The sequence below is a fragment of the Microbulbifer maximicatervae (SeqCode) genome (assembly GCF_052467825.1).
Window position 1 is genome coordinate 3117889 of the sequence record NZ_CP174327.1, and the last position, 19846, is coordinate 3137734.

The following is a 19846-nucleotide window of genomic DNA, read 5'->3' on the forward strand; positions in this document are numbered from 1 at the left end:
CTATGACCAGAATTAAAACTTTTATCACTTTGACGCTGCTGGGTGGACTCGCAGTGGTGCTGCCTATAGCTATCTTTGTCCTGCTGTTTCAGTGGCTGTTCGGTCAAGTTAGTGATCTTGTAGCTCCCGCTGTGGTGTGGCTTGAGGCGCATACAGAATTTAAGAATACCCTTGCCAGGCTCGTGGTGATAGCCCTGATTCTCGGTGGTTGTTTCGCGATTGGTTTGTTGGTGAAAACCAGTGTTGGCAGCTGGTTGCACCGCCATGTGGATCACTGGTTGGGACGCCTGGCGCCGGGTTACAGCACCATCAAAGATGTGGTGATCCAGTTTATTGGTGGCGGTGGTGAAGGTGTGCTGGCGGGGCCGGTAGCCAAGGTCCGCATTCACGGCATTGATAATCCGCTCACTGTCACCGCAATTGTCACTTCTCAACACCCCAATGGAGATATGACCGTCTATGTGCCCACAGCGCCGGTACCCACCTCCGGGTTTGTGTTTCACGTACCGGCAGAGTGCGTAGAAATACTGCCCGGCGTGAGTGTTGAGGCGGCGATGAAGACGATCGTCGCCTGTGGTTCCGGCAGTGCCAACTTGCTGTCTTCAGAGAAGAAGGAGACTGGAGTCCCCTCTACTTGATATCCCGGTTTCTACCCAGATCGCGAATGGCAAAGCGAGCCGGGTGCAGTGCTTTGGCCAGGGTTGCGCTGACCGGAAGGGGCTCGTTGAGCATCCAGGCAGTCAGTACCTCGGCTGTTAGTGGTGCGTAGGTAAAGCCACGGGAACCCAAGCCTCCCATTACATAGAGGCCTTGCTGGTAGTCAGCCCGCTCGGGAACGTACTGCTTGCGATTCTTGCGCAGTGCGACATAGGTATCGTTGATAGAGTCCCAGTTGGGTAAGGGGCCGGCTAAGGGTAGGTAGTCGGGGGTCGCTGCGCGCAAAGCCGCTCGGCCAGTGAGAGACTGTTGTGAGAACTCATCTGCTATTTGCGGCAGTAGCTCTGCCAGGGTTTGTAGATTCTCGCTGTGCTCGCTAACTCGTAGGTCAGTAGCGGTCTCCTTAAGCTTAAAGGTGGCCCCAAAGCTCTGACGCCCTTGATAGGCAGGAGTGATATAACCCTCACCGCACAAAGCCATTTGTAACTGCGAAGAGTTTTCAGTGGCCGTTGCTCTGGACACCTGCCCGCGAATTGGCTTCAGGGGGAGGGCCGCCGCAGGGGCAAATTGGCGAATATCATTGGCAGCGCACAGAACTACCGCATCAAATTGAAAGTCACTGCGGTCTGTTTTTACTGACCAACCGCTCGATTCTCGCCCTAACCCTTTTACCAAGCTGTTGCTGTGCAGGTTGATATTTGGGTGCTGTAATAAAGTGGCGCAGACTTTGCGCGGTTCAATCCACCCGGCGTGAGGAAAGTGCAGTCCACCCACGGGTAGGTCGACGCCTGCCAGGGAGCTGGCCGCTCGAGCATCGACAGGTTCAGCCAATAGCTGCCCATCGCTCTCCGCCAGTGTGGCGGCAACCTGACTCTGTAATTGCTGTTCCCGCTCAGTTTGCGCCAATTGAAGCAGACCGCTGAAGTGGCTCACTTTAGAGCAGCGGCTGCGATAGTAGCGCTGGGCAAACATCAAAGCGTGGAGATTGAAGTCTCCGTTGGGGCCGGGCTTGGGAGATAACTTGGCGTATAGAATTCCCTGGTCATTCCCAGAGCCACCAGAGCCGGGTTCCTCACCCTGCTCAAATACCTGAACATCGATGCCGCGCTCTGCCAGTGCCCGGGCAATAGTGGCGCTGGCTATTCCCGCGCCGACAATAGCGACGGTTTTAGGAGGCTTGCTTTCCTGGTGAGGCAGGTGCCACGGAGTTTCCCTGGTTTCGCTCACTTGTGGGCTCTCCAGAGTGCCACACAGCATCTCTCTTTTGCGCCCAAAGCCGGGAACCTTGCGCAGGGAAAAACCGGCATCGCGGAGTCCGCGCTTAACCAGCCCGGCACAGGTAAAGGTGGCGAAAGTGGCGCTGGGACTGCTCAGAGCGGCCATGTTGTTAAACAGCTCTGGTGTCCACATATCCGGGTTCTTGGCTGGGGCAAAACCGTCCAGGAACCAAGCATCTACCTGGTGATCGCTGTCCCTTTGCAGGCGCAAGCTGTTCAGGGCCTCACTTGCCTCCCCGATAATCAGGGTCAGATTGACTGGGCCAAAGTGCAGCCGGTGAATGCCGGCGGCCAGCAGGGGAGGGTAGCTATCAATCAAGGGCTGGGCGAACGGGGCCAGTTGTGGCCAGAGATCCAGTGCCCTGCGCAGGTCGTTGGGACGCAGCGGGAACTTCTCGACCGAAATAAAGTGCAAGCGAGCACTTTCCGGGGCTGTTTTCTGCCAAAGCTCCGTAGCGGCGAGAAAGTTCAGGCCGGTGCCGAAGCCTGTCTCGGCAATGGTAAAGGTGCCGTTCTCTGCGAGCTGTTGCCAGCGTTCAGCCAGGGCATTTTGCTGCAGGAAAACGTAGCGGGTTTCCTCCAGGCCGGAGGCGCTGGAAAAATAGATATCGTCATAGGCGCGAGACAGCGGTTGGCCGTCTTCACGCCATTCAATTTCTGCGTACTTCTTGTCCGGTTCGCTCACAATAAGACTTCCGTTAGCCCCCATCCTGCAAGCCAAACTCGCGCATTACTTGGGCGCACCAGCGCTGGATACGCTCCTCGCTCAGATCGAATTCGTTCTCCTCATCCAGGGCCAGCCCGACAAACTGGCTGCCATCGGCAGTTAGCCCCTTGGACTCTTCAAACTCGTAACCTTCTGCGGACCAATAGCCCACTGCACGGGCTCCGCAGGCGAGGAGCTGCGAATGCAAATAGCCCAAGGCGTCCTGGAACCACTGGGGGTAGCCTTCCTGATCACCCAGACCAAACAGCGCGACCTTTTTCTCGTGCAGGTCCAGCGCGGCCAAGTCGTCCCAGATATTTTCCCAGTCCTCTTGCAGTTCGCCGTAGTCCCAGGTGGGAATGCCGAACAAAAGGAAGTCGTAGTCTTCGGCGAGGCCAATATCCGCCTCTGCGATATTGTGGATATCAATCCATTGAGGACCGATACACTGGCGGATCTTCTCCGCAGCCATTTCGGTATAGCAAGTGCTGGAACCGTAAAAGAGTCCGATTGGGGCTTGGGAACTTTGCATAAAAGGTGAACTTCTTACTGCTGGGACACGGCGCCACTAAAATCCAATTGTCGCCAAGCCTCGTAGATAACAATGGCGGCGGCATTGGACAGGTTGATACTGCGGCTCTCGGCACGCATGGGGATACGCAAAGTGTTTTCGGCCCCTACTGCTTGCAGGAACTCTGCGGGTAGCCCCCGGGTCTCCGGGCCAAACACAATGGCGTCATCCGCCTGGAATTCGATCGCGGTATGGCTTTTGCTTCCCTTGGTGGAGAGCGCCAGCACCCTGGCGGGTTGTTCGCTATCGATAAAGGTCTGCCAGTCCTTGTGGCGCACCACGCGACTGTACTCGCTGTAGTCGAGGCCGGCGCGACGCAGGCGTTTGTCATCCATATCGAAACCCAAGGGCTCGATAAGGTGCAGCTCTGCTCCGGTATTGGCACAAAGTCGAATAATATTGCCGGTATTTGGCGCTATTTCAGGTTGGTATAGAACAATCTTGAACATGAGGTGGCGTTTGCGCTGGAGAGACTTCTAGCTAGACCGGACAGCAGTGCCCGGCCCTGTACGGCTGCGGATTATTCCACAATTAGATGGGGGTGGCGATCTCCTCGCAATCGATCTCGACCCCAAGTTCATTGGCAATCTGGTCCAGATCGTCACGCAAGCCGTCGAGATCTATGTCTTCGGCCACACTGATGGTGCACTCGGCATTAAACAGGGGCTCACCGCTCCAGGGAGTGCTGCCGTAAGTGGTTTCCAGGTGCTCCATATTGATATGGTGGGCGGTAAGGGCGCGCGAGATCTCGCGGACTATGCCGGGACGGTCGTTGCCAACCAGTTTCAGCGTCAGCGTTTGCTGGGGTTTGGCGGATACTGCAATGGCATCTTCAATAACCAGGTTGTAGCCTGCGTTTGCCAGGGCTGACAACGCTTCTTTTAGTGTCTCACTTTTATCTGCGGGCACCGCCACCCGCAGGATTCCGGCAAACTTCCCAGCGAAGTGGGCCATATGGCTGTCTTCCCAGTTGCCGCCGTTATCTGCGATAACTGCTGAAAGCTTTTCCACGACACCGGGCTTGTCATCAGAGATCATGGAGATAACGAGATGCTGTTGCATATAGGGTTCCTTTGCTTCACGAGAGACGTTGAGCTGACATTGTAATAGGATCTCGTCGAATAACTCTATCGGCCAATCTCAAAAGCGTTATTTTGAAACCAATATCCAAGTACTTTAACGAGGGACTGTTGATGAACGTGATTGCGGACTTATGTGTGATCCCTATCGGCGTTGGTGTTTCCGTCAGTAAATACGTTGCTGAGTGTGAGCGGGTGCTGGAAGAGGCGGGGCTTTCCTATCGCCTGCACGCCTACGGTACCAATATCGAGGGGGACTGGGATAAGGTGATGGCGGCAGTTAAAGAGTGCCACGAGCGGGTACATCAAATGGGCGCCGACCGAATCAGTTCCAGTCTGAAATTGGGAACTCGTATTGATCGCGAGCAATCTATGCAGGATAAGATCGACAGTGTGCAAACGAAGTTGGACCAACGATAACAACACAGGAAAAACTATGACGAGCAATTTTAAGAAATCCCTGGTGGCCCTGGCCGGTGCCTTGGCTTTGGCGGGCACAGCCCAGGCTGCAGATTTCTCTGCTGCCATTAAGGGGGATCATCGCAACAAGGATTATGTCGCCCGCGATCAGTACCGCAATCCAGCGGAGACCCTGGAGTTTATGGGGATCGAGCCGGATATGACGGTAGTGGAAATTACTCCGGGTGGCGGTTGGTACACCGAAATTCTGGGGCCCTACCTGAGCAAGGAAGGGACCTTATATGCGGCGCACTTCCCCGAGAATAGTGAGTCCGACTACTTCAAGCGCTCCCTGAAGAACTTCAAAGCGAAGCTGGCTGCCAATGATAAGGCCTACAAGAAAGTAATTGTGACTGAGTTTGCCCCGCAAACCGGTCGCGAGATTGCTCCGGCAGGCAGTGCCGATGCCGTAGTAACTTTCCGCAACGTGCACAACTGGATGTATCGCGATTATGCCGATGAAGCTTTTGCCAGCTTTTTTGCCGCGCTGAAGCCCGGTGGTGTTCTGGGGATCGTTGAGCACCGTGCCAAGCCAGGTACCAGCCTGGAAGATATGGTGAAAAGTGGTTATGTCACCCAGGAGTATGTTATCGACCTGGCTAAAAAGGCGGGCTTTGAATTCGAAGAGGCCAGCGAGGTAAATGCGAACCCCAAAGACACTGCTGACCACCCCAAAGGCGTATGGACCTTACCGCCGGTAATGCGCTTGGGTGAAGAGGACCGTGAAAAGTATCTCGCTATCGGCGAGAGCGATCGTATGACCCTGCGCTTCCGCAAACCCAAGTCCTGATCGTTTTACAATATTCTGGGGGTGGCTATGGCTGCTCCCAGCCTACCTGAATTAGTCGCTGTATGATTATTCCCTTCGAACAACTAGAAGCCGATACCCTGCAAAGTTTGCTGGAAGAGTACGCCACTCGCGAGGGCACCGAATACGGTGAGCGTGAAGTGGAACTGGTGGACAAAGTTGCCAGCCTGCGTCGCCAGCTGCAATCCGGCCAAGTGGTGATCTGGTTTGAGCCCGGTGAAGAAACCGTAAACCTGGTCCTGGCCGAGGACCTGCCCCCCGATGTCTGAATGGTTAATCGATAGCCCGAGTGAGCCCCGTGCGCGCTTTCTGTTTGCTCATGGCGCCGGGGCGCCGATGGATAGTGAGTTTATGCAGTTCCTGGCGCAAGGGCTGTGTGAGCAGGGTGTGGAAGTTGTCCGTTTTGAGTTTCCCTATATGGCGCAGCGGCGCACCGGGGGAAGTAAGCGGCCACCCAATACCATGCCCCAGCTGCAAGAGTCTTTCCGCGAGCAAATCGTCCAGTTAGGCCCCGAGTTGCCCCTGTTTATCGGTGGTAAGTCCATGGGCGGGCGCGTGGCGAGTCTATTGGCGGATGAATACTGGGGGCAGAAGGCGATTGCCGGTGCCGTATGCCTGGGATATCCGTTTCACCCCCAGGGCAAGCCGGAAAAGCTGCGTACCGAGCACTTGGTGGATATTCGCTGCCAGACCTTGGTGATACAGGGAGATCGGGACCCATTAGGCAGCCGGGCTGAGGTAGAGGGCTACGGTTTGGCGAACACCATTGAGGTCGAGTGGCTGGAAGATGGCGATCACGACTTTAAACCCCGTCGCGCCAGCGGTTTTAACCAGCTTCAGCATTGGCAATCCGCAGTAGAGTTGGCTGCCCAGTTTATGCTGCGATCTCCAGGACAGTAATGCGCTCTTCCCGCACCATCAGTGGGTTGAGTAGATTCATCTGTGCGCGGCGCTCCTGGCTGGTATACCAGTGTTGCCAATGGAGCTCAGATTGCCATTTGGAGAGTGTAAAGCGCCGCAAGGGATTGCCCTTCTCGATATAGGTCTGCCCCTCGATAAAGCCTACGGTGCGGTAGGCGCAAGTGAGGATTTTGCGGGCGGCCTCTTCATAGCTGCCCTGCATTTCTGCCGCAATTTCCCGTTCTATCAACACGTAGATCATTGTCAGCCCGAATTGCGTTAGCCCTATGAGGATTTTAGTGCGGGCGCAGGGGAATTACCGCGCGGCCCTCATGCCTCTGGAGATGACGACGGCGGTAAAATTGCGCACAATGATACCTATGAAGTCAGATCACACCTTAGATGCCCGTGGCCTCCTGTGCCCGGAACCCGTCATGATGCTGCATTCAGCGGTGCGCAATGTCGCCGATGGTGAAGTGTTGAAAATGGTTGCTACCGACCCCTCCACTCAGCGGGATGTGCCCAAGTTCTGCCAATTTCTTGGATATGAGCTGGTACAGCACGCAGAGGAAAATGACGAATTTGTCTACTGGATTAAAAAAGCGGAATAGCGGGTCGCGGTTGCTCCAGCCCCCATGCCATTGGCGGGGGCTGGCACACTCCTGAATATTAAGACCCAACAGTCCTTAGGGAGCTGTCACCAGGGCAGCGATAGCGGCCAGGGCTTCGGGGTCCTCGGATTTAATTTTGTTAGCGATATGGTGTTGGAAAAAGTACCGGAATCCCTCGCTCTCCTGCGCGGGGTACAGGCAGTGATCCCCCGGTAAAACCGGAGTGGTTTCAACAATATCGTGGTCTATTAGCATGCCGTGAATATCCCCGTCGGCGTGCAACCTCCAGCTGACGACCTCAATCAGTGTCAGGTTCTCGCGCTGTTCATCCATAAACACAGCGTGGGTGCCGATGGTGTCGGGGATCTCCTGGAGTACTTCCTCAGCTTTATTGCTCTCGTATTCAAAGTATTCCGCCGCAGTCTCCAGCTCGACGATCTTGTGAATGGGGGGCTGATGGAAGATTTCCTCGATGCCGGGGTCATAGTAGCCCTCAAAGCGTCCGTCGAGAGGGTCCTTGATGTCGGGACAGGCCACTATGGTGTTTAACCAGGGAACGAGGCCTACGACCTCGCCATTTGCTTTGAGACCCCAGCATAAAACTTTCAGGCTATATAGATCTGTGCCGCTGGAGTTGTTGGAGTAGAGCATTTCCAAGCCGTCTAGCTCCGGCGAAAGACGAATAAAGCGCCTGTCCGCAGAAGTTTCGATGGGCTCGCCGGTGAAGAGGTCAACCACATTGTTGATGCTGTGGTCTGTCATGGAACACCTCCTTGCAGGGCCGGTTGTATACCGTCTCCACGTCAGATGAAGGTGCGACAGCGAAATGCCCTACCTCTGAAGGAAGACTGGGGCAGGAGGGTGTTTGATTGCTTTAATTCCCTCCTCGGGGAGACGCTAGAAGGACACGCCCTCTGCGGCATCCCTGTTCCTAAAGGTATATGTTGATTTGCCGAAATACAACCAGCGCCTTTTGCGCCCCGCAAGCGCCTGCGCTTTGATCGGGGCGCAGGCGTTGATATAGTCCCCGCCTTTGAGGTATCCCGGAGAACGCCTTGCCTGTTGCAACCGCAGAAATGGCTTCTGTTCCTACGAAACTGCCAATGGCTGATCGTATCGTCAGAGTCTTCGATCACTGTTTTTCAGACCCAAATGGGCTCAATACCCGACTTCGCGGGGGCTTTTGCGAGCCCTATTACCGGCCCAGGGGGGAAGGTCAACCCTACCACCAGGTAGAGTTCACCCTGGACTATGCCGCCAGCGCTTTGCATGAAGTCGCGCACTGGTGTGTCGCCGGAGAGGCCCGGCGGCAATTGCCGGATTACGGTTACTGGTATGCGCCGGATGGTCGCAGTGCCGACCAGCAGGCTGAGTTCGAGCAGGTAGAGGTCAAGCCACAGGCCCTTGAATGGATCTTTGCACGGGCTTGCGGACTCAAGTTCCGCGTGAGCGCCGACAACCTGGAGAATGGATTGGGCGCCAGCGACCCGTTTAAAAAGGCCATCTGGCAGCAAGTTCTGGACTATTGTGATACCCGGCCCAACCCTCGGGCCTGTGCATTCGCCGAAGCCCTGATGAAGGAATTCGGCTGTCCCAATCCTTTTGATCGGGGCAGCTACCAATTGGCGGATCTCTCTTGAATAGTTATCTCATAGACGCATCGGTATATATTTTTCGCTACTACTTTGCGCTGCCGCCCAACTGGGAAAGTCGCAGTGGCTACTCCACTGAAGCCGTTTACGGCTTTACTAACTTCCTGTTGGATATGTTGGCGCGACAACCGGGCTATATTGCCTGCGCCTTCGACGAATCATTGGGAAGCTGTTTTCGCAACGAGATTTACTCAGACTATAAGTGCAGTCGCGCACTGCCCGATGAAGCCCTGGCTTTCCAGCTGGCGGCGTGTCGGGAAATGGCTGAGGTACTGGGTATTGCCAGCTTTTCTAGTGAGCGCTACGAGGCCGATGACATACTGGCCACATTAACCCGGAAGCTGCACCGGCATAACCCAGTGGTCGTGAGTCGGGACAAGGATCTGGGGCAGCTGCTGGCTCGGGGTGCTGTATCCCTGTGGGATTTTGCCAACGACCGGCACCTGGATGGCGAAGGCGTACGGGAAAAGTTCGGTGTGCGCCCGGAACAGATTCCCGACTATCTGGCCCTGGTGGGAGATACTAGCGATGATATTCCCGGGATACCCGGCGTTGGCCCAAAGACAGCGGCACGCCTGTTAGAGACATTCGACACTATAGAAATGTTGCTGGAGCAGCTCGATGCCCTTGCCACAATGCCCATTCGCGGAGCCAAGGGATTGGTGGCCCGGATAGAGGAATACGAAGAGCAGCTGCACCTCGCCAAGCGCCTGACCAGTCTTGAGGAGCGGGTTCCCCTGGGGGTAAAGCTGGCAGATTTGCGCCCACAGCCGGTAGATGTCTATCTGGCCCGTGCCCTGGCGGAGGAATTTGGTATCGGCGGCCTGAGCAAGAAGATTGAACGCACCTTAGCGGGTGTTGATGGAGAACTTACATGACGGATAGCGCTGCACAGAGTGCGGGATTAAAAATTGTCGCCGATGAGAATATTCCTGCGTTGGAGGAGTATTTCGGTGATCTGGGAACGCTGGAGCGCTACCACGGCCGCACCTTGAGCCGAGAACAATTAATTGATGCGGATATTTTGTTGGTGCGCTCGGTCACCCAGGTTGATCAAAGCCTGCTGGAGGGGACCCGGGTGCGCTTTGTTGGCAGCTGCACCATAGGCACTGATCACCTGGATACCCAGTGGTTGGAACGCAATGAGATCTTTTGGAGCGCCGCGCCTGGCTGCAATGCCAACTCCGTGGTGGAGTATGTTTTCTGCACCCTGGCCGCACTGGAAATTGACTGGCATGGGCGCAGCTTCGGCATAGTGGGCTGCGGCAATGTGGGCGGATTATTGCAACAGCGCTTGCATGCCCTTGGGGTTTCCTGCGCAGTTTACGATCCCTGGCTACCGGAAAACCCGGATGCGAGTGAGCTGGCAAAGGTGCTGAGCCAGGATATTGTTTGCCTTCACGCACCGCTGGTTAAGGGCGGCACCTACCCCAGTTTCCATATGATTGGAGCAGAGCAGTTGCGCCAGCTCCGCGATGGCAGCATCTTGATTAGCGCCGGCCGGGGTGGGGTGGTAGATAACCGGGCACTGCTGGCGGAAATCCAGCGGGGCAAGCGTTTTACTTCTGTACTGGACGTATGGGAGAACGAACCGGATATCGATATTGAATTATTGCAGCATGTTGACCTGGGTACACCGCATATTGCCGGTTACAGCCTGGATGGGAAGCTGGCTGGCACCCGTATGATTCGCGAGGCCTTGTGCCGGGAATTGGGTATTGCACCTATGTCTGCGGAATGTCAGCCGGCTGTTACATCTAAAGAGATCACGGGAGACTCAGCAGAAGAATTACTGTTGCAGATGTACAACCCCCGCGCGGACGATCGCCGCCTGCGCGCGGCGGCAGTAGGTGATGTGCCGATGGAGAAGGCTTTTGATTTGCTGCGTAAAGAGTACCCCGAGCGCCTGGAGTTCAGTCACTGCAAAACTTCAGCCCAGAATTTGGGTGACGAAGAGAAGCGGCAACTGGAAGTGTTGGGGTTGGCGTGCAGTTAAGTAAACAAGTAAAAAAGCTTGGTTTAATCATTAACCCCTGGGCTGGCATTGGCGGCCCGGCAGGTCTCAAGGGGAGCGATGGTGCCGAAACGGTGCAACGCGCGCTGGACGCAGGTATCGAGCCCCAGGCAAATCAGCGTGCGGCGCTGGCCCTTGAGGAGTTAAAACCCTATAAGGATGAGCTGGAAATCCTGTGCTTTGCCGGCGATATGGGGGGCAGTACAGCGCGTAAACTCGGTTTTTCTGTCTGTGAAGTGGGCGTGGCCGAGTGCTCGCCATCCTCCCCGGAAGATACAGAGCGTGCAGCAGCCACTATCCGCAACAATGGTGCAGACCTCATTGTTTTTATTGGCGGTGACGGCACTGCGAGAAATATCGTCAATGCCCTGGGAGATAATTTCCCGGTACTGGGTATTCCCGCCGGAGTGAAAATGCACTCCGCCTGTTTTGCGATTTCCCCTAAAGCGGGTGGCGAGGTATTGCGCCGTCTGATGGCGGGGCAGCTGGTGGACCTCGCTGAGCGTGAAGTGCGGGATATTGATGAACAGTCATTCCGAAGTGGGCGGGTAACCACGCGTTACTACGGCGAATTGCTGGTGCCCCAAGAAGGTCAGTTTTTACAGGCGGTAAAAAATGCCGGCCGCGAAGTGGAAGAGCTGGCGGTTGTGGATATCGCCGCAGAGATTACCGAAGACCTGGACCCGCAAACCCTGTATGTCGTTGGCCCAGGCTCTACTACATTGGCAATCCTCAGTGAGTTGGGCTGTGAGGGAACACTGTTGGGGGTGGATTTATTACTGGATGGCCAGTTGTTGCAGCTGGATGTCAGTGCGCCGCAAATTGAACAGGCCATCGCCGATCACAGCGGGCCGGTAAAAATCATTCTCACCGCCATTGGTGGCCAGGGTCATTTAATTGGCCGGGGTAACCAACAATTGTCGGCCAATGTACTGCGGCGCGTTGGGCGCGATAATTTAATCGTGGTTGCGACTAAAACAAAAATTACGGAATTGCATGGGCGCCCGCTATTAATCGATAGCGGTAACCCCAAGCTTGATAAACGGTGGAGTGGTTTTATTCGAGTGGTTACCGGCTACCGGGATGCCATTCTTTATCCACTGAGTAACGGGGATATTCAATAAGCGATGAGTGCAGATTGGCAGTTGCTGCTGGAGCAGGTAGAAAATAAATTAGGGCAAAATGTTGGCGACAGCCGCCGTTTTTTTCACGGCCGGGGTCGCTGCTATGAGGGCTTGGAGCAGGTCTGCGTCGACAGCTTTTTCCCCGCTTTGTTAGTGACTTTTTTTGAAGAATATGAAGGTGAAGTAGAGCTGTGTGAAAAACTCTGGCAAATGGCCGAGGCGCGAGGTTATCAGGGGGTCGCTGCGCAGCGACGCTATCTCCCTGGGGCACCTTTACAGTGGCACTTTGGTGAGCCGGTAACAGACCCGGTCGCGCAGCGTGGAGACCTTAAATTCCCCCTCACGTTTGATCGACAAAATGTGGGTTTCTTCCTGGACATTGAGCCGGGCAGGGCCTGGCTTGAAGAGCAGGTGCGTGCAAGAGCTGGGCAGACGTCGGCAAAAATGCTCAACCTTTTCGCTTTCACCTGTGCCTTTTCTGCGGTCGCGCGAGCGGCAGGTGATATCGATATTGTAAATGTGGATGTCAATCGCGGTGTTTTAAATCGCGGACGGGAAAATCACGAGGTTAATGGGCTGTCGCTCAAAGGGGTTCAGTTCCTGCAATTCGATGCGCTGCGTCAATTCAAGCGCTTCGATCGTCGCGGCCCCTTTGACCTGGGCATTGTCGATCCGCCGACACGACAAAAAGGTCGCTTCGATGTCAGCCAGAATTATGAAAAGTTGCTGAGGCAGCTGCCCGCTTGTCTCGCCGCTGAGGCGGATCTGCTGATGGTGATCAACTCGCCACGGCACAGCGAAGCCCAGTTTAGGGAGTTAATCCTCGGATCTGACAGCGGTTATGAAGTTGTAGCGCGCTTGGAGCAGAACCCGGATTTCCCTGATCGGGACCCGGATGCTGCCCTAAAAATGTTGCACGTTAAATATCGTCGCCAATCCCGGTAATGACGATTGTCAATGCCGCGCATTAAGGAACCCCTTACAGCGCGGCAAACTCCCGCATCAAGCGCTCCATCAGCGCCTGCAACTGGCCTGATGATCCCTCGCGCACAGCGCTGTTGAGCAACTGGGCGTTGCTCTGCCCGGACTCAGCTCCGGCATTAATCATTAGCAGGAAACCCTTGTGGGTTAATACCGCATCCTCCATCGCCTCCTGGCGCACCAGCTGGGAAAAGCTGATATAGCCACTCTGCTTTAGCCAGGTCATGGACCCCAGGCAGGCTAAATGGCGGGGGGAGTGCAGCCCGTACTCATCCGGTGAGTCGGGGCCGGAAATATCTTCCACGTAAACGGTTGCCGGTACCGGGAATTGATTAAACATTGCCAGCAGTACCCTGCCGGCATCCCGGTAAAAATCGTGAATATGTAAATCGTCCAGCATCAGCAGGAATATCGCTCCAAAAAGTCGCCCAGGCGTTCCATCGCATGCGATAAGTCGTCGGCACGGGGCAGGAAGACAATGCGCAAGTGGTCCGGTGCATCCCAATGGAAGGCACTGCCTTGAGCCAGTAGTATTTTTTCCTGGCGCAGGAAATCCAGCACCAGCTGCTCGTCATTTTCGATCTTATGATGATCCAGGTGCAGCTTGGGAAACAAGTAGATAGCACCGCTAGGTTTGACACAGCTCACACCGGGAATGTCATTGAGCATGCGGTGGGCCATATCTCGCTGTTGGCGTAGGCGCCCGCCGGGCAGGACCAAATCGTTAATACTCTGGTAGCCACCGAGAGCGGTTTGTACTGCGAACATGGCGGGTACATTGCCGCACAGGCGCATAGAAGCCAGTATTTCCATCCCCTGGATAAAGCCCTTGGCCCTGTGTTTGGTGCCGCTGATAACCATCCAGCCAGAGCGGAAGCCGGCCAGGCGGTAGGACTTGGACAGGCCGTTAAAACTCAGGCAGAGCACGTCCGGGGCCAGTTTGGCCATCGGGGTAAATTCCGCATCGTCGTAGAGAATCTTGCTATAAATCTCATCGGCGAAGATCACCAGGTTGTGACTGCGGGCAACCTCGACAATATCCTCCAGTAGTTCCCGGGGATAAACGGCGCCAGTGGGGTTATTGGGATTGATAACCACTATGCCGCGGGTTTTTGAAGTGATTTTTGCTTTGATATCCTCAATATCAGGCAGCCATCCGGACTCCTCATCGCAGCGATAGAGAACCGGCTTGGCACCGGTGAGGTTGGTGGCGGCCATCCACAGGGGGTAGTTGGGCATTGGCAACAGCATTTCGTCGCCATTATTGAGAAGGGCCTGGGTGCTCATGGAAATCAGTTCGGAGACGCCGTTGCCCAGGTAAATATCGTTAATCTCGACACCCGGGATACCCAGGGTCTGGCACTCTTGCATAATGGCCTTACGCGCAGCGAAGAGCCCTTTGGACTCGACGTAGCCCTGTGCCTCAGAGAGATTGTGAATGACGTCTTGGATAATCTCGTCGGGGGCGTTAAAACCGAAGGGGGCAGGGTTGCCAATATTCAGCTTGAGGATGCGGTGGCCTTCCTCTTCCATGCGCTGGGCCTGCTCCATCACGGGGCCGCGAATTTCGTAGCAGACGCCGTGCAGTTTTTCTGATTTATTGATGTCCTTCATGGTGACCTGGAAGCTCTATTGCAGAGCAGGAGCGGCCCAGGGCCGCGAGTTCAGTGCGCGAAAACCGGGTAATGTCCACCAGCGGTAGGTACCACTCCTGCGGGAAACCGGGAACCGATACACATAGGCATTGCCACAAAGTGACGCCTGACCGGAAACCCCAATTGATTACGGAAACACTAGAGTATGTCAAAACAGATGGATGAGAACTACTGGCGGGATAAGCTTACAGATGAGGAGTTTGAGGTCTGCCGGGAAGGTGGGACAGAGGCGCCGTTTAGCGGCGAATATTGGGATGTTTTTGACGATGGCGTCTATCGTTGTCGTTGCTGTGGCGAGGTTTTATTCGGCTCGCAGTCAAAATTTGAGAGCGGGTGTGGTTGGCCCAGCTTTGATGCAGAGCATTATGAAGGTGCGGTGAAGGAGCTGCCTGACAGCAGCTACGGTATGCAGCGTGTAGAGATTCGCTGCAGTAAGTGCGATGCCCATCTCGGTCATGTGTTCGACGATGGTCCCACCGATACGGGACTTCGCTACTGTGTGAACTCTCTATCGGTGAAGCTGGACCAGGGCAGTGATGAAACGGAGGATGACACTGAGTGACGGAATCACACTGGAGTAATTGGTTATTGCGGGTGCAGTGGATTCTGTTACTGCTGATCGTCCTTGCGGCTGCCGCCTTGCGTTACGGGCTGCTGCACTTCTCTGTGGTTTTCAAAATATTTGTGTTTTCTGGCGGTGCAGCCTTGGCAATTGCGCTACTGAGCCTGTTTGTTTTTGTCTGGGGAGTGAGCAAGAGCAAGCCGTTGGTGCGCAGCAATGCTCTGTGGGCGGCGTTGCTCGGACTGCTGCCGGTGGCAATACCTCTGGTAACCGTAGGCAAGGGCAACTTCGATGTGCCAAGAATTCACGACATCAGTACCGATACCCGCAACCCCCCCCAGTATCAAGAGGTATTGAAGTTGCGCCAGAAAGGCGATAACAGTGCCGAATACGGTGGAGAGAAGGTGGCCGAATTGCAGCGGGAGGCAGATATATATGCCGATATAATGCCGTTGCACGTGGACTTCCCGATAGCTCGTACCACTGAGATCGCTGCTGAAGTGGCCGAAGACCTGGGCTGGAAAGTGGTTTCCTATGAGCCTCAGCGGGGCCACCTGGAGGCTGTAGCGAAAACACCGATCCTCGGTTTTACGGACGATATCGTTGTACGGGTCAGCGCTGACGTGGGTGGTGGCTCCAAAGTCGATGTGCGTTCCAGCTCCCGAGTCGGGGTCAGTGACTTGGGTACCAATGCGAAGCGTATCCGCCAATTTCTGGAAGAGTTGCACCTGCACGCGCTGGTGCTCGAGGGAACTGGCACAGAGCGGTACTAGAATGCACTCCAGAAATGGCTGGGTTTTGTAAGTGTCTGACAACAAAAGAAAAAAAATCAAAAAGAGTGTTGACAGGTTTAGCGGTGGTCCATAGAATGCGCCCCACTTCTGACGCAGGGCTACACTCAAAGGTGGAGCGAAACGACAGAAGGTTTCTGGGTCCCCATCGTCTAGAGGCCTAGGACACCGCCCTTTCACGGCGGTAACAGGGGTTCGACTCCCCTTGGGGATGCCACGCGGGAATAGCTCAGTTGGTAGAGCGCAACCTTGCCAAGGTTGAGGTCGCCGGTTCGAACCCGGTTTCCCGCTCCAAATTTCCGCTTTGCGAGATGATCTCTAGTCAACTCGGAAAGCACGCCACCGAGAAATCAGTGGCATTGCCATGGACAGCATGGCAGCGCCGGATCGAAAGATCGAAGTGCAAGTTTCTGTCCCCATCGTCTAGAGGCCTAGGACACCGCCCTTTCACGGCGGTAACAGGGGTTCGACTCCCCTTGGGGATGCCAATACGACCCGGTAGCAATGCTACCGGGTCAATTGCGGGAATAGCTCAGTTGGTAGAGCGCAACCTTGCCAAGGTTGAGGTCGCCGGTTCGAACCCGGTTTCCCGCTCCAATTTTCTGCTTTGCGAGATGATCTCTAGTCAACTCGGAGAGCACGCCACCGAGAAATCAGTGGCATTGCCATGGACAGCATGGCAGCACCGGATCGAAAGGTCGAAGTGCAAGTTTCTGTCCCCATCGTCTAGAGGCCTAGGACACCGCCCTTTCACGGCGGTAACAGGGGTTCGACTCCCCTTGGGGATGCCAATACGACCCGGTAGCAATGCTACCGGGTCAATTGCGGGAATAGCTCAGTTGGTAGAGCGCAACCTTGCCAAGGTTGAGGTCGCCGGTTCGAACCCGGTTTCCCGCTCCAATTTTCTGCTTTGCGAGATGATCTCTAGTCAACTCGGAGAGCACGCCACCGAGAAATCAGTGGCATTGCCATGGACAGCATGGCAGCACCGGATCGAAAGGTCGAAGTGCAAGTTTCTGTCCCCATCGTCTAGAGGCCTAGGACACCGCCCTTTCACGGCGGTAACAGGGGTTCGACTCCCCTTGGGGATGCCAATACGACCCGGTAGCAATGCTACCGGGTCAATTGCGGGAATAGCTCAGTTGGTAGAGCGCAACCTTGCCAAGGTTGAGGTCGCCGGTTCGAACCCGGTTTCCCGCTCCAAAAATAAAAAGCCGCTCAATCGAGCGGCTTTTTGTTTTTCCGATATAGTAATTCTTATCTTCTGCACGGTTACTTTTGCCCGGGACTCCTGCAAGTTCCGGTTCATCCCACCAAGTGACGTGTATGAAAACCCTAGCTCCCCTCAGGTTGAAATTATTCGGGCAAGCGCGTTGAATAACGCTCCCCACTATAGGAGTGCAAGATGAGCGCTGCGCTATCGATCCATAACTTACAGAAAACCTACGACAATGGTTTCCAGGCCCTGAAAGGCATCAGTTTTGACGTGCAGCCGGGAGACTTCTTTGCGCTGCTGGGCCCCAATGGGGCGGGGAAGTCCACCACCATCGGTATCATCTGTTCCCTGGTGCGCAAAAGCGGTGGTTCAGTGTCGATTTTTGGTGAGGATATCGACGTCGATTTTGCTGCGGCCAAGCGCCTGTTAGGTGTTGTGCCACAAGAATTTAACTTCAGCCAGTTTGAGAAAGTGTTCGACATTGTCGTTACCCAGGGCGGTTTTTACGGTATGCCGCGCAAACTGGCTGAAGAACGCACTGAGAAATACCTGAAGCAGTTGGGTCTGTGGGATAAGCGCGCTACCCAGGCGCGAATGCTCTCCGGTGGTATGAAACGCAGATTGATGATTGCCCGCGCGCTGATTCACGAGCCGAAATTACTGATTCTGGATGAACCCACAGCCGGTGTGGATATAGAGCTGCGGCGTTCCATGTGGAGTTTCCTGGAAAAAATAAACCAGCAGGGCACCACAATTATTCTCACCACCCACTACCTGGAGGAAGCCGAGAGCCTCTGCCGCAATATAGCGATTATCGACAAGGGCACTATTGTCGAGAACACTTCGATAAAGTCACTGCTGAAAACCCTGAACCGGGAAACCTTTATCCTGGACTGCGCAGAATTTCTCACTGAGTGCCCGGACTTGTCCGGTTATGAAGGGCGTTTGCGGGACAATCACTCACTGGAAGTCACTATTGAAAAGGGACAATCTCTGACTGAGGTATTTGCGTCATTACAGCGGCAGGGCATCACAGTCACCAGTATGCGCAATCGCGCCAATCGCTTGGAGGAATTGTTCCTGTCCATGTTGTCGGAAGAAAAAATGTCGGGGCTAGAAGAGTGAAGGGCAGATTAATCTGGATATCATTCAGCACTATTTACCGTCGGGAAGTCCGGCGCTTTATGCGTATATGGCCACAGACCCTGGTACCGCCGGTAATCACTATGTCACTGTACTTTGTGATCTTTGGCTCCCTGATTGGTCGGCGAATTGGTGATATGGGGGGCTATCCGTATATCGAGTTTGTTGTACCGGGTTTGATCATGATGTCGGTGATTACCAACTCCTATGCCAACGTAGTTTCGTCTTTTTACAGCGCTAAATTTCAGCGCAGTGTGGAGGAGCTTCTGGTCTCGCCAACGCCGAATTGGGTGATTATGGCGGGCTATGTTCTCGGTGGCGTATCACGGGGATTAATGGTGGGGTTGATAGTGACTCTCGTAGCGATGTTTTTTACCTCGCTGACGGTAGAGCACGTCTTTGTCACGGTAGCGATTGTATTTTTGACGGCGGTGCTGTTTTCCCTGGCCGGGTTTATCAATGCTATTTTTGCCAATAGTTTTGATGCTATCTCTATTATTCCGACCTTTGTATTAACTCCCCTCACATACTTGGGAGGCGTGTTTTACTCTATCGACCTGCTGTCGCCTTTCTGGCAGGGGTTGTCGAAATTGAACCCAGTTCTTTATATGGTGAACTCCTTCCGTTACGGCATTTTGGGTGTTTCCGATATTAATGTTGTCGGGGCATTTTTTGGCGTCCTGGTATTTATTGCGCTTTTGGCATCCTGGGCCATTTATCTGATGAGCCACGGTAAGCGACTGAGACATTGAGAAATTTATGACAAGAGAAGACTGGCAAAACCTCCCCCTGGGGCAGGAGACCACCTATGAATCCACTTACAACCCCGAGTTGCTCCATCCAATTCAACGCTCATTATCCCGAGCCCAGTTGGGACTCTCTGCCGGCGCAATGCCTTTCTTTGGAGAGGATGAATGGTGGGGTTTTGAGCTTTCCTGGCTGAACCCCAGGGGTAAACCACAGGTGGCGGTGGCTCGTTTTAGTTTTCCTGCGGAAAGCCCCTGCATGGTGGAGTCAAAATCCTTCAAGTTGTATTTAAACTCTTTCAACCAAAGCAAGTTTGAATCCTGGAGATTGGTACAGGATGCACTGGTGCGGGACCTCTCTGCAGCGGCGGGGGCAAATGTCGGCGTTACCCTGATGGATGTGGAAGATGCAGCGCTGGCAGTTGAGAAGCCAGAGGGCTACTGCCTGGATCATCTCGATATAGAAGTGAATAATTACGAACCGGACCCCGCACTCCTCGCCCTCGAAGGCGGTGAGGAAGATGTGAGTGAGGTTCTTTATAGCCACTTGCTGCGCAGTAATTGTCCGGTAACGGGACAACCAGATTGGGCGACAGTGGTTGTGGACTATAAAGGACCGGCACTAAAGCGAGAGGCACTGTTGGCTTATATTGTCTCTTTCCGCGAACATCAGGATTTTCACGAGCACTGTGTCGAGAGTATCTTTTGCGACTTGCAACAGCTGGCGGAATTTACCGAGTTAACTGTATGTGCCCGCTATACCCGTCGTGGCGGCTTGGATATTAATCCGCTGAGATCGACTCGCATTGAGAAACGTATGCCTCCGCGTTTTGCCCGTCAATAATTTCCTTTCTTAAGTGCCACCGGAGTCCCCGGTGGTACGGCCCTTCAATA

24 protein-coding genes and 8 tRNA genes are annotated in these 19846 nt (G+C 54.6%); 24 read left to right on the forward strand and 8 right to left on the reverse strand.

Annotation, left to right across the window (positions count from 1 at the left end):
• Nucleotides 1-2: 2 nt before the first annotated feature.
• Nucleotides 3-638: a DUF502 domain-containing protein gene (locus tag ACJJII_RS13875; RefSeq protein WP_108732551.1), complete on the forward strand. Its 636-nt coding sequence runs from the start codon at nucleotides 3-5 to the stop codon at nucleotides 636-638.
• On the opposite strand, the gene mnmC is transcribed toward ACJJII_RS13875, so the two are convergent.
• From mnmC to ACJJII_RS13895, 4 genes are all read right to left on the reverse strand, one after another.
• Nucleotides 631-2619, reverse strand: coding sequence for a bifunctional tRNA (5-methylaminomethyl-2-thiouridine)(34)-methyltransferase MnmC2/FAD-dependent 5-carboxymethylaminomethyl-2-thiouridine(34) oxidoreductase MnmC1 (gene mnmC, locus ACJJII_RS13880; protein ID WP_444916614.1), 1989 nt, complete (start codon nucleotides 2617-2619; stop codon nucleotides 631-633). The two genes, ACJJII_RS13875 and mnmC, sit on opposite strands and share 8 nt — an antisense overlap.
• 13 nt (nucleotides 2620-2632) lie before the next feature.
• Nucleotides 2633-3172: a flavodoxin FldB gene (gene fldB / locus ACJJII_RS13885; RefSeq protein ID WP_444916615.1), complete on the reverse strand. Its 540-nt coding sequence runs from the start codon at nucleotides 3170-3172 to the stop codon at nucleotides 2633-2635.
• Between the two features lie 14 nt (nucleotides 3173-3186).
• Nucleotides 3187-3660 (reverse strand): tRNA (uridine(34)/cytosine(34)/5-carboxymethylaminomethyluridine(34)-2'-O)-methyltransferase TrmL, encoded by a 474-nt coding sequence (trmL, locus tag ACJJII_RS13890; protein ID WP_108732553.1) that lies wholly within the window; start codon nucleotides 3658-3660, stop codon nucleotides 3187-3189.
• An 82-nt stretch (nucleotides 3661-3742) separates the two neighbouring features.
• Complete coding sequence (locus ACJJII_RS13895) at nucleotides 3743-4273, reverse strand: glycine cleavage system transcriptional repressor (protein ID WP_282933559.1); 531 nt, start codon at nucleotides 4271-4273, stop codon at nucleotides 3743-3745.
• Nucleotides 4274-4365: 92 nt separating this feature from the next.
• Between ACJJII_RS13895 and ACJJII_RS13900 the strand changes: the two genes are divergently transcribed.
• The 4 genes from ACJJII_RS13900 to ACJJII_RS13915 all read left to right on the forward strand — a co-directional run bounded on the left by ACJJII_RS13900 (nucleotide 4366) and on the right by ACJJII_RS13915 (nucleotide 6457).
• Nucleotides 4366-4710, forward strand: a complete 345-nt coding sequence (locus ACJJII_RS13900; RefSeq protein ID WP_444916616.1) for an MTH1187 family thiamine-binding protein — start codon at nucleotides 4366-4368, stop codon at nucleotides 4708-4710.
• Nucleotides 4711-4726: 16 nt separating this feature from the next.
• A complete protein-coding gene (locus ACJJII_RS13905) occupies nucleotides 4727-5539 on the forward strand; it encodes a class I SAM-dependent methyltransferase (protein ID WP_444896614.1) in 813 nt (270 codons plus the stop codon).
• A gap of 62 nt (nucleotides 5540-5601) precedes the next feature.
• Nucleotides 5602-5826 (forward strand): YheU family protein, encoded by a 225-nt coding sequence (locus ACJJII_RS13910; RefSeq protein WP_444916617.1) that lies wholly within the window; start codon nucleotides 5602-5604, stop codon nucleotides 5824-5826.
• Nucleotides 5819-6457: an alpha/beta family hydrolase gene (locus ACJJII_RS13915; protein ID WP_444916618.1), complete on the forward strand. Its 639-nt coding sequence runs from the start codon at nucleotides 5819-5821 to the stop codon at nucleotides 6455-6457. The genes ACJJII_RS13910 and ACJJII_RS13915 overlap by 8 nt, the downstream gene beginning before the upstream one ends.
• On the opposite strand, the gene ACJJII_RS13920 is transcribed toward ACJJII_RS13915, so the two are convergent.
• On the reverse strand, nucleotides 6432-6719 hold the full coding sequence (locus tag ACJJII_RS13920; RefSeq protein WP_413665059.1) for an antibiotic biosynthesis monooxygenase family protein: 288 nt from the start codon (nucleotides 6717-6719) through the stop codon (nucleotides 6432-6434). The genes ACJJII_RS13915 and ACJJII_RS13920 overlap by 26 nt on opposite strands.
• Nucleotides 6720-6837: 118 nt before the next feature.
• Here ACJJII_RS13920 and tusA point away from each other — a divergent pair, with 118 nt between their 5' ends.
• Nucleotides 6838-7068 carry a sulfurtransferase TusA gene (gene tusA / locus ACJJII_RS13925; protein WP_282933554.1) on the forward strand — a complete coding sequence of 77 codons (231 nt, stop codon included), beginning with the start codon at nucleotides 6838-6840 and terminating at the stop codon, nucleotides 7066-7068.
• 75 nt (nucleotides 7069-7143) lie between these two features.
• Here tusA and ACJJII_RS13930 read toward each other — a convergent pair whose 3' ends face one another.
• Nucleotides 7144-7830 (reverse strand): hypothetical protein, encoded by a 687-nt coding sequence (locus ACJJII_RS13930; RefSeq protein WP_444905848.1) that lies wholly within the window; start codon nucleotides 7828-7830, stop codon nucleotides 7144-7146.
• 293 nt (nucleotides 7831-8123) lie between these two features.
• Here ACJJII_RS13930 and ACJJII_RS13935 point away from each other — a divergent pair, with 293 nt between their 5' ends.
• From ACJJII_RS13935 to ACJJII_RS13955, 5 genes are read left to right on the forward strand one after another with little or no spacing between them, the layout of a single operon-like run.
• Complete coding sequence (locus tag ACJJII_RS13935; RefSeq protein ID WP_413665060.1) at nucleotides 8124-8708, forward strand: elongation factor P hydroxylase; 585 nt, start codon at nucleotides 8124-8126, stop codon at nucleotides 8706-8708.
• On the forward strand, nucleotides 8705-9598 hold the full coding sequence (locus ACJJII_RS13940) for a 5'-3' exonuclease (protein WP_444916619.1): 894 nt from the start codon (nucleotides 8705-8707) through the stop codon (nucleotides 9596-9598). Before ACJJII_RS13935 ends, ACJJII_RS13940 begins: the two co-directional genes overlap by 4 nt.
• Nucleotides 9595-10716 carry a 4-phosphoerythronate dehydrogenase gene (locus ACJJII_RS13945; RefSeq protein ID WP_444916620.1) on the forward strand — a complete coding sequence of 374 codons (1122 nt, stop codon included), beginning with the start codon at nucleotides 9595-9597 and terminating at the stop codon, nucleotides 10714-10716. The genes ACJJII_RS13940 and ACJJII_RS13945 overlap by 4 nt, the downstream gene beginning before the upstream one ends.
• Entirely contained in the window at nucleotides 10707-11858 is a 1152-nt protein-coding gene (locus ACJJII_RS13950) for an ATP-NAD kinase family protein (protein WP_444916621.1), read from the forward strand. Before ACJJII_RS13945 ends, ACJJII_RS13950 begins: the two co-directional genes overlap by 10 nt.
• 3 nt (nucleotides 11859-11861) lie before the next feature.
• The gene (locus ACJJII_RS13955) at nucleotides 11862-12803 is read left to right on the forward strand and encodes a class I SAM-dependent methyltransferase (protein ID WP_444916622.1); all 942 of its coding nucleotides are present in this window, start codon (nucleotides 11862-11864) and stop codon (nucleotides 12801-12803) included.
• A gap of 34 nt (nucleotides 12804-12837) precedes the next feature.
• Here the strand turns inward: ACJJII_RS13955 and ACJJII_RS13960 are convergent, their stop codons facing one another.
• A complete protein-coding gene (locus ACJJII_RS13960) occupies nucleotides 12838-13239 on the reverse strand; it encodes a hypothetical protein (protein ID WP_444896621.1) in 402 nt (133 codons plus the stop codon).
• Complete coding sequence (locus ACJJII_RS13965; protein ID WP_108732567.1) at nucleotides 13239-14453, reverse strand: pyridoxal phosphate-dependent aminotransferase; 1215 nt, start codon at nucleotides 14451-14453, stop codon at nucleotides 13239-13241. Before ACJJII_RS13965 ends, ACJJII_RS13960 begins: the two co-directional genes overlap by 1 nt.
• 186 nt (nucleotides 14454-14639) lie before the next feature.
• Between ACJJII_RS13965 and msrB the strand changes: the two genes are divergently transcribed.
• The 13 genes from msrB (at nucleotide 14640) to queF (ending at nucleotide 19796) form a co-directional block, all read left to right on the forward strand.
• The gene (gene msrB, locus ACJJII_RS13970; RefSeq protein WP_413665066.1) at nucleotides 14640-15056 is read left to right on the forward strand and encodes a peptide-methionine (R)-S-oxide reductase MsrB; all 417 of its coding nucleotides are present in this window, start codon (nucleotides 14640-14642) and stop codon (nucleotides 15054-15056) included.
• The gene (locus ACJJII_RS13975) at nucleotides 15053-15829 is read left to right on the forward strand and encodes a DUF1499 domain-containing protein (RefSeq protein ID WP_282933544.1); all 777 of its coding nucleotides are present in this window, start codon (nucleotides 15053-15055) and stop codon (nucleotides 15827-15829) included. Before msrB ends, ACJJII_RS13975 begins: the two co-directional genes overlap by 4 nt.
• A gap of 159 nt (nucleotides 15830-15988) precedes the next feature.
• Nucleotides 15989-16064, forward strand: a tRNA-Glu gene (locus ACJJII_RS13980).
• Nucleotide 16065: 1 nt separating this feature from the next.
• Nucleotides 16066-16141, forward strand: a tRNA-Gly gene (locus ACJJII_RS13985).
• A gap of 118 nt (nucleotides 16142-16259) precedes the next feature.
• A tRNA-Glu gene (locus ACJJII_RS13990) sits at nucleotides 16260-16335 on the forward strand.
• A 33-nt stretch (nucleotides 16336-16368) separates the two neighbouring features.
• Nucleotides 16369-16444: transfer RNA gene (locus ACJJII_RS13995), tRNA-Gly, on the forward strand.
• Nucleotides 16445-16562: 118 nt separating this feature from the next.
• Nucleotides 16563-16638: transfer RNA gene (locus tag ACJJII_RS14000), tRNA-Glu, on the forward strand.
• Between the two features lie 33 nt (nucleotides 16639-16671).
• A tRNA-Gly gene (locus tag ACJJII_RS14005) sits at nucleotides 16672-16747 on the forward strand.
• Nucleotides 16748-16865: 118 nt separating this feature from the next.
• A tRNA-Glu gene (locus ACJJII_RS14010) sits at nucleotides 16866-16941 on the forward strand.
• Between the two features lie 33 nt (nucleotides 16942-16974).
• Nucleotides 16975-17050 (forward strand) — tRNA-Gly (locus tag ACJJII_RS14015).
• 202 nt (nucleotides 17051-17252) lie between these two features.
• Complete coding sequence (locus tag ACJJII_RS14020) at nucleotides 17253-18188, forward strand: ABC transporter ATP-binding protein (RefSeq protein ID WP_413665083.1); 936 nt, start codon at nucleotides 17253-17255, stop codon at nucleotides 18186-18188.
• The gene (locus ACJJII_RS14025) at nucleotides 18185-18958 is read left to right on the forward strand and encodes an ABC transporter permease (RefSeq protein WP_444916623.1); all 774 of its coding nucleotides are present in this window, start codon (nucleotides 18185-18187) and stop codon (nucleotides 18956-18958) included. The genes ACJJII_RS14020 and ACJJII_RS14025 overlap by 4 nt, the downstream gene beginning before the upstream one ends.
• 7 nt (nucleotides 18959-18965) lie before the next feature.
• A complete protein-coding gene (queF, locus tag ACJJII_RS14030; protein WP_444916624.1) occupies nucleotides 18966-19796 on the forward strand; it encodes an NADPH-dependent 7-cyano-7-deazaguanine reductase QueF in 831 nt (276 codons plus the stop codon).
• The last annotated feature ends 50 nt before the right edge of the window (nucleotides 19797-19846 follow it).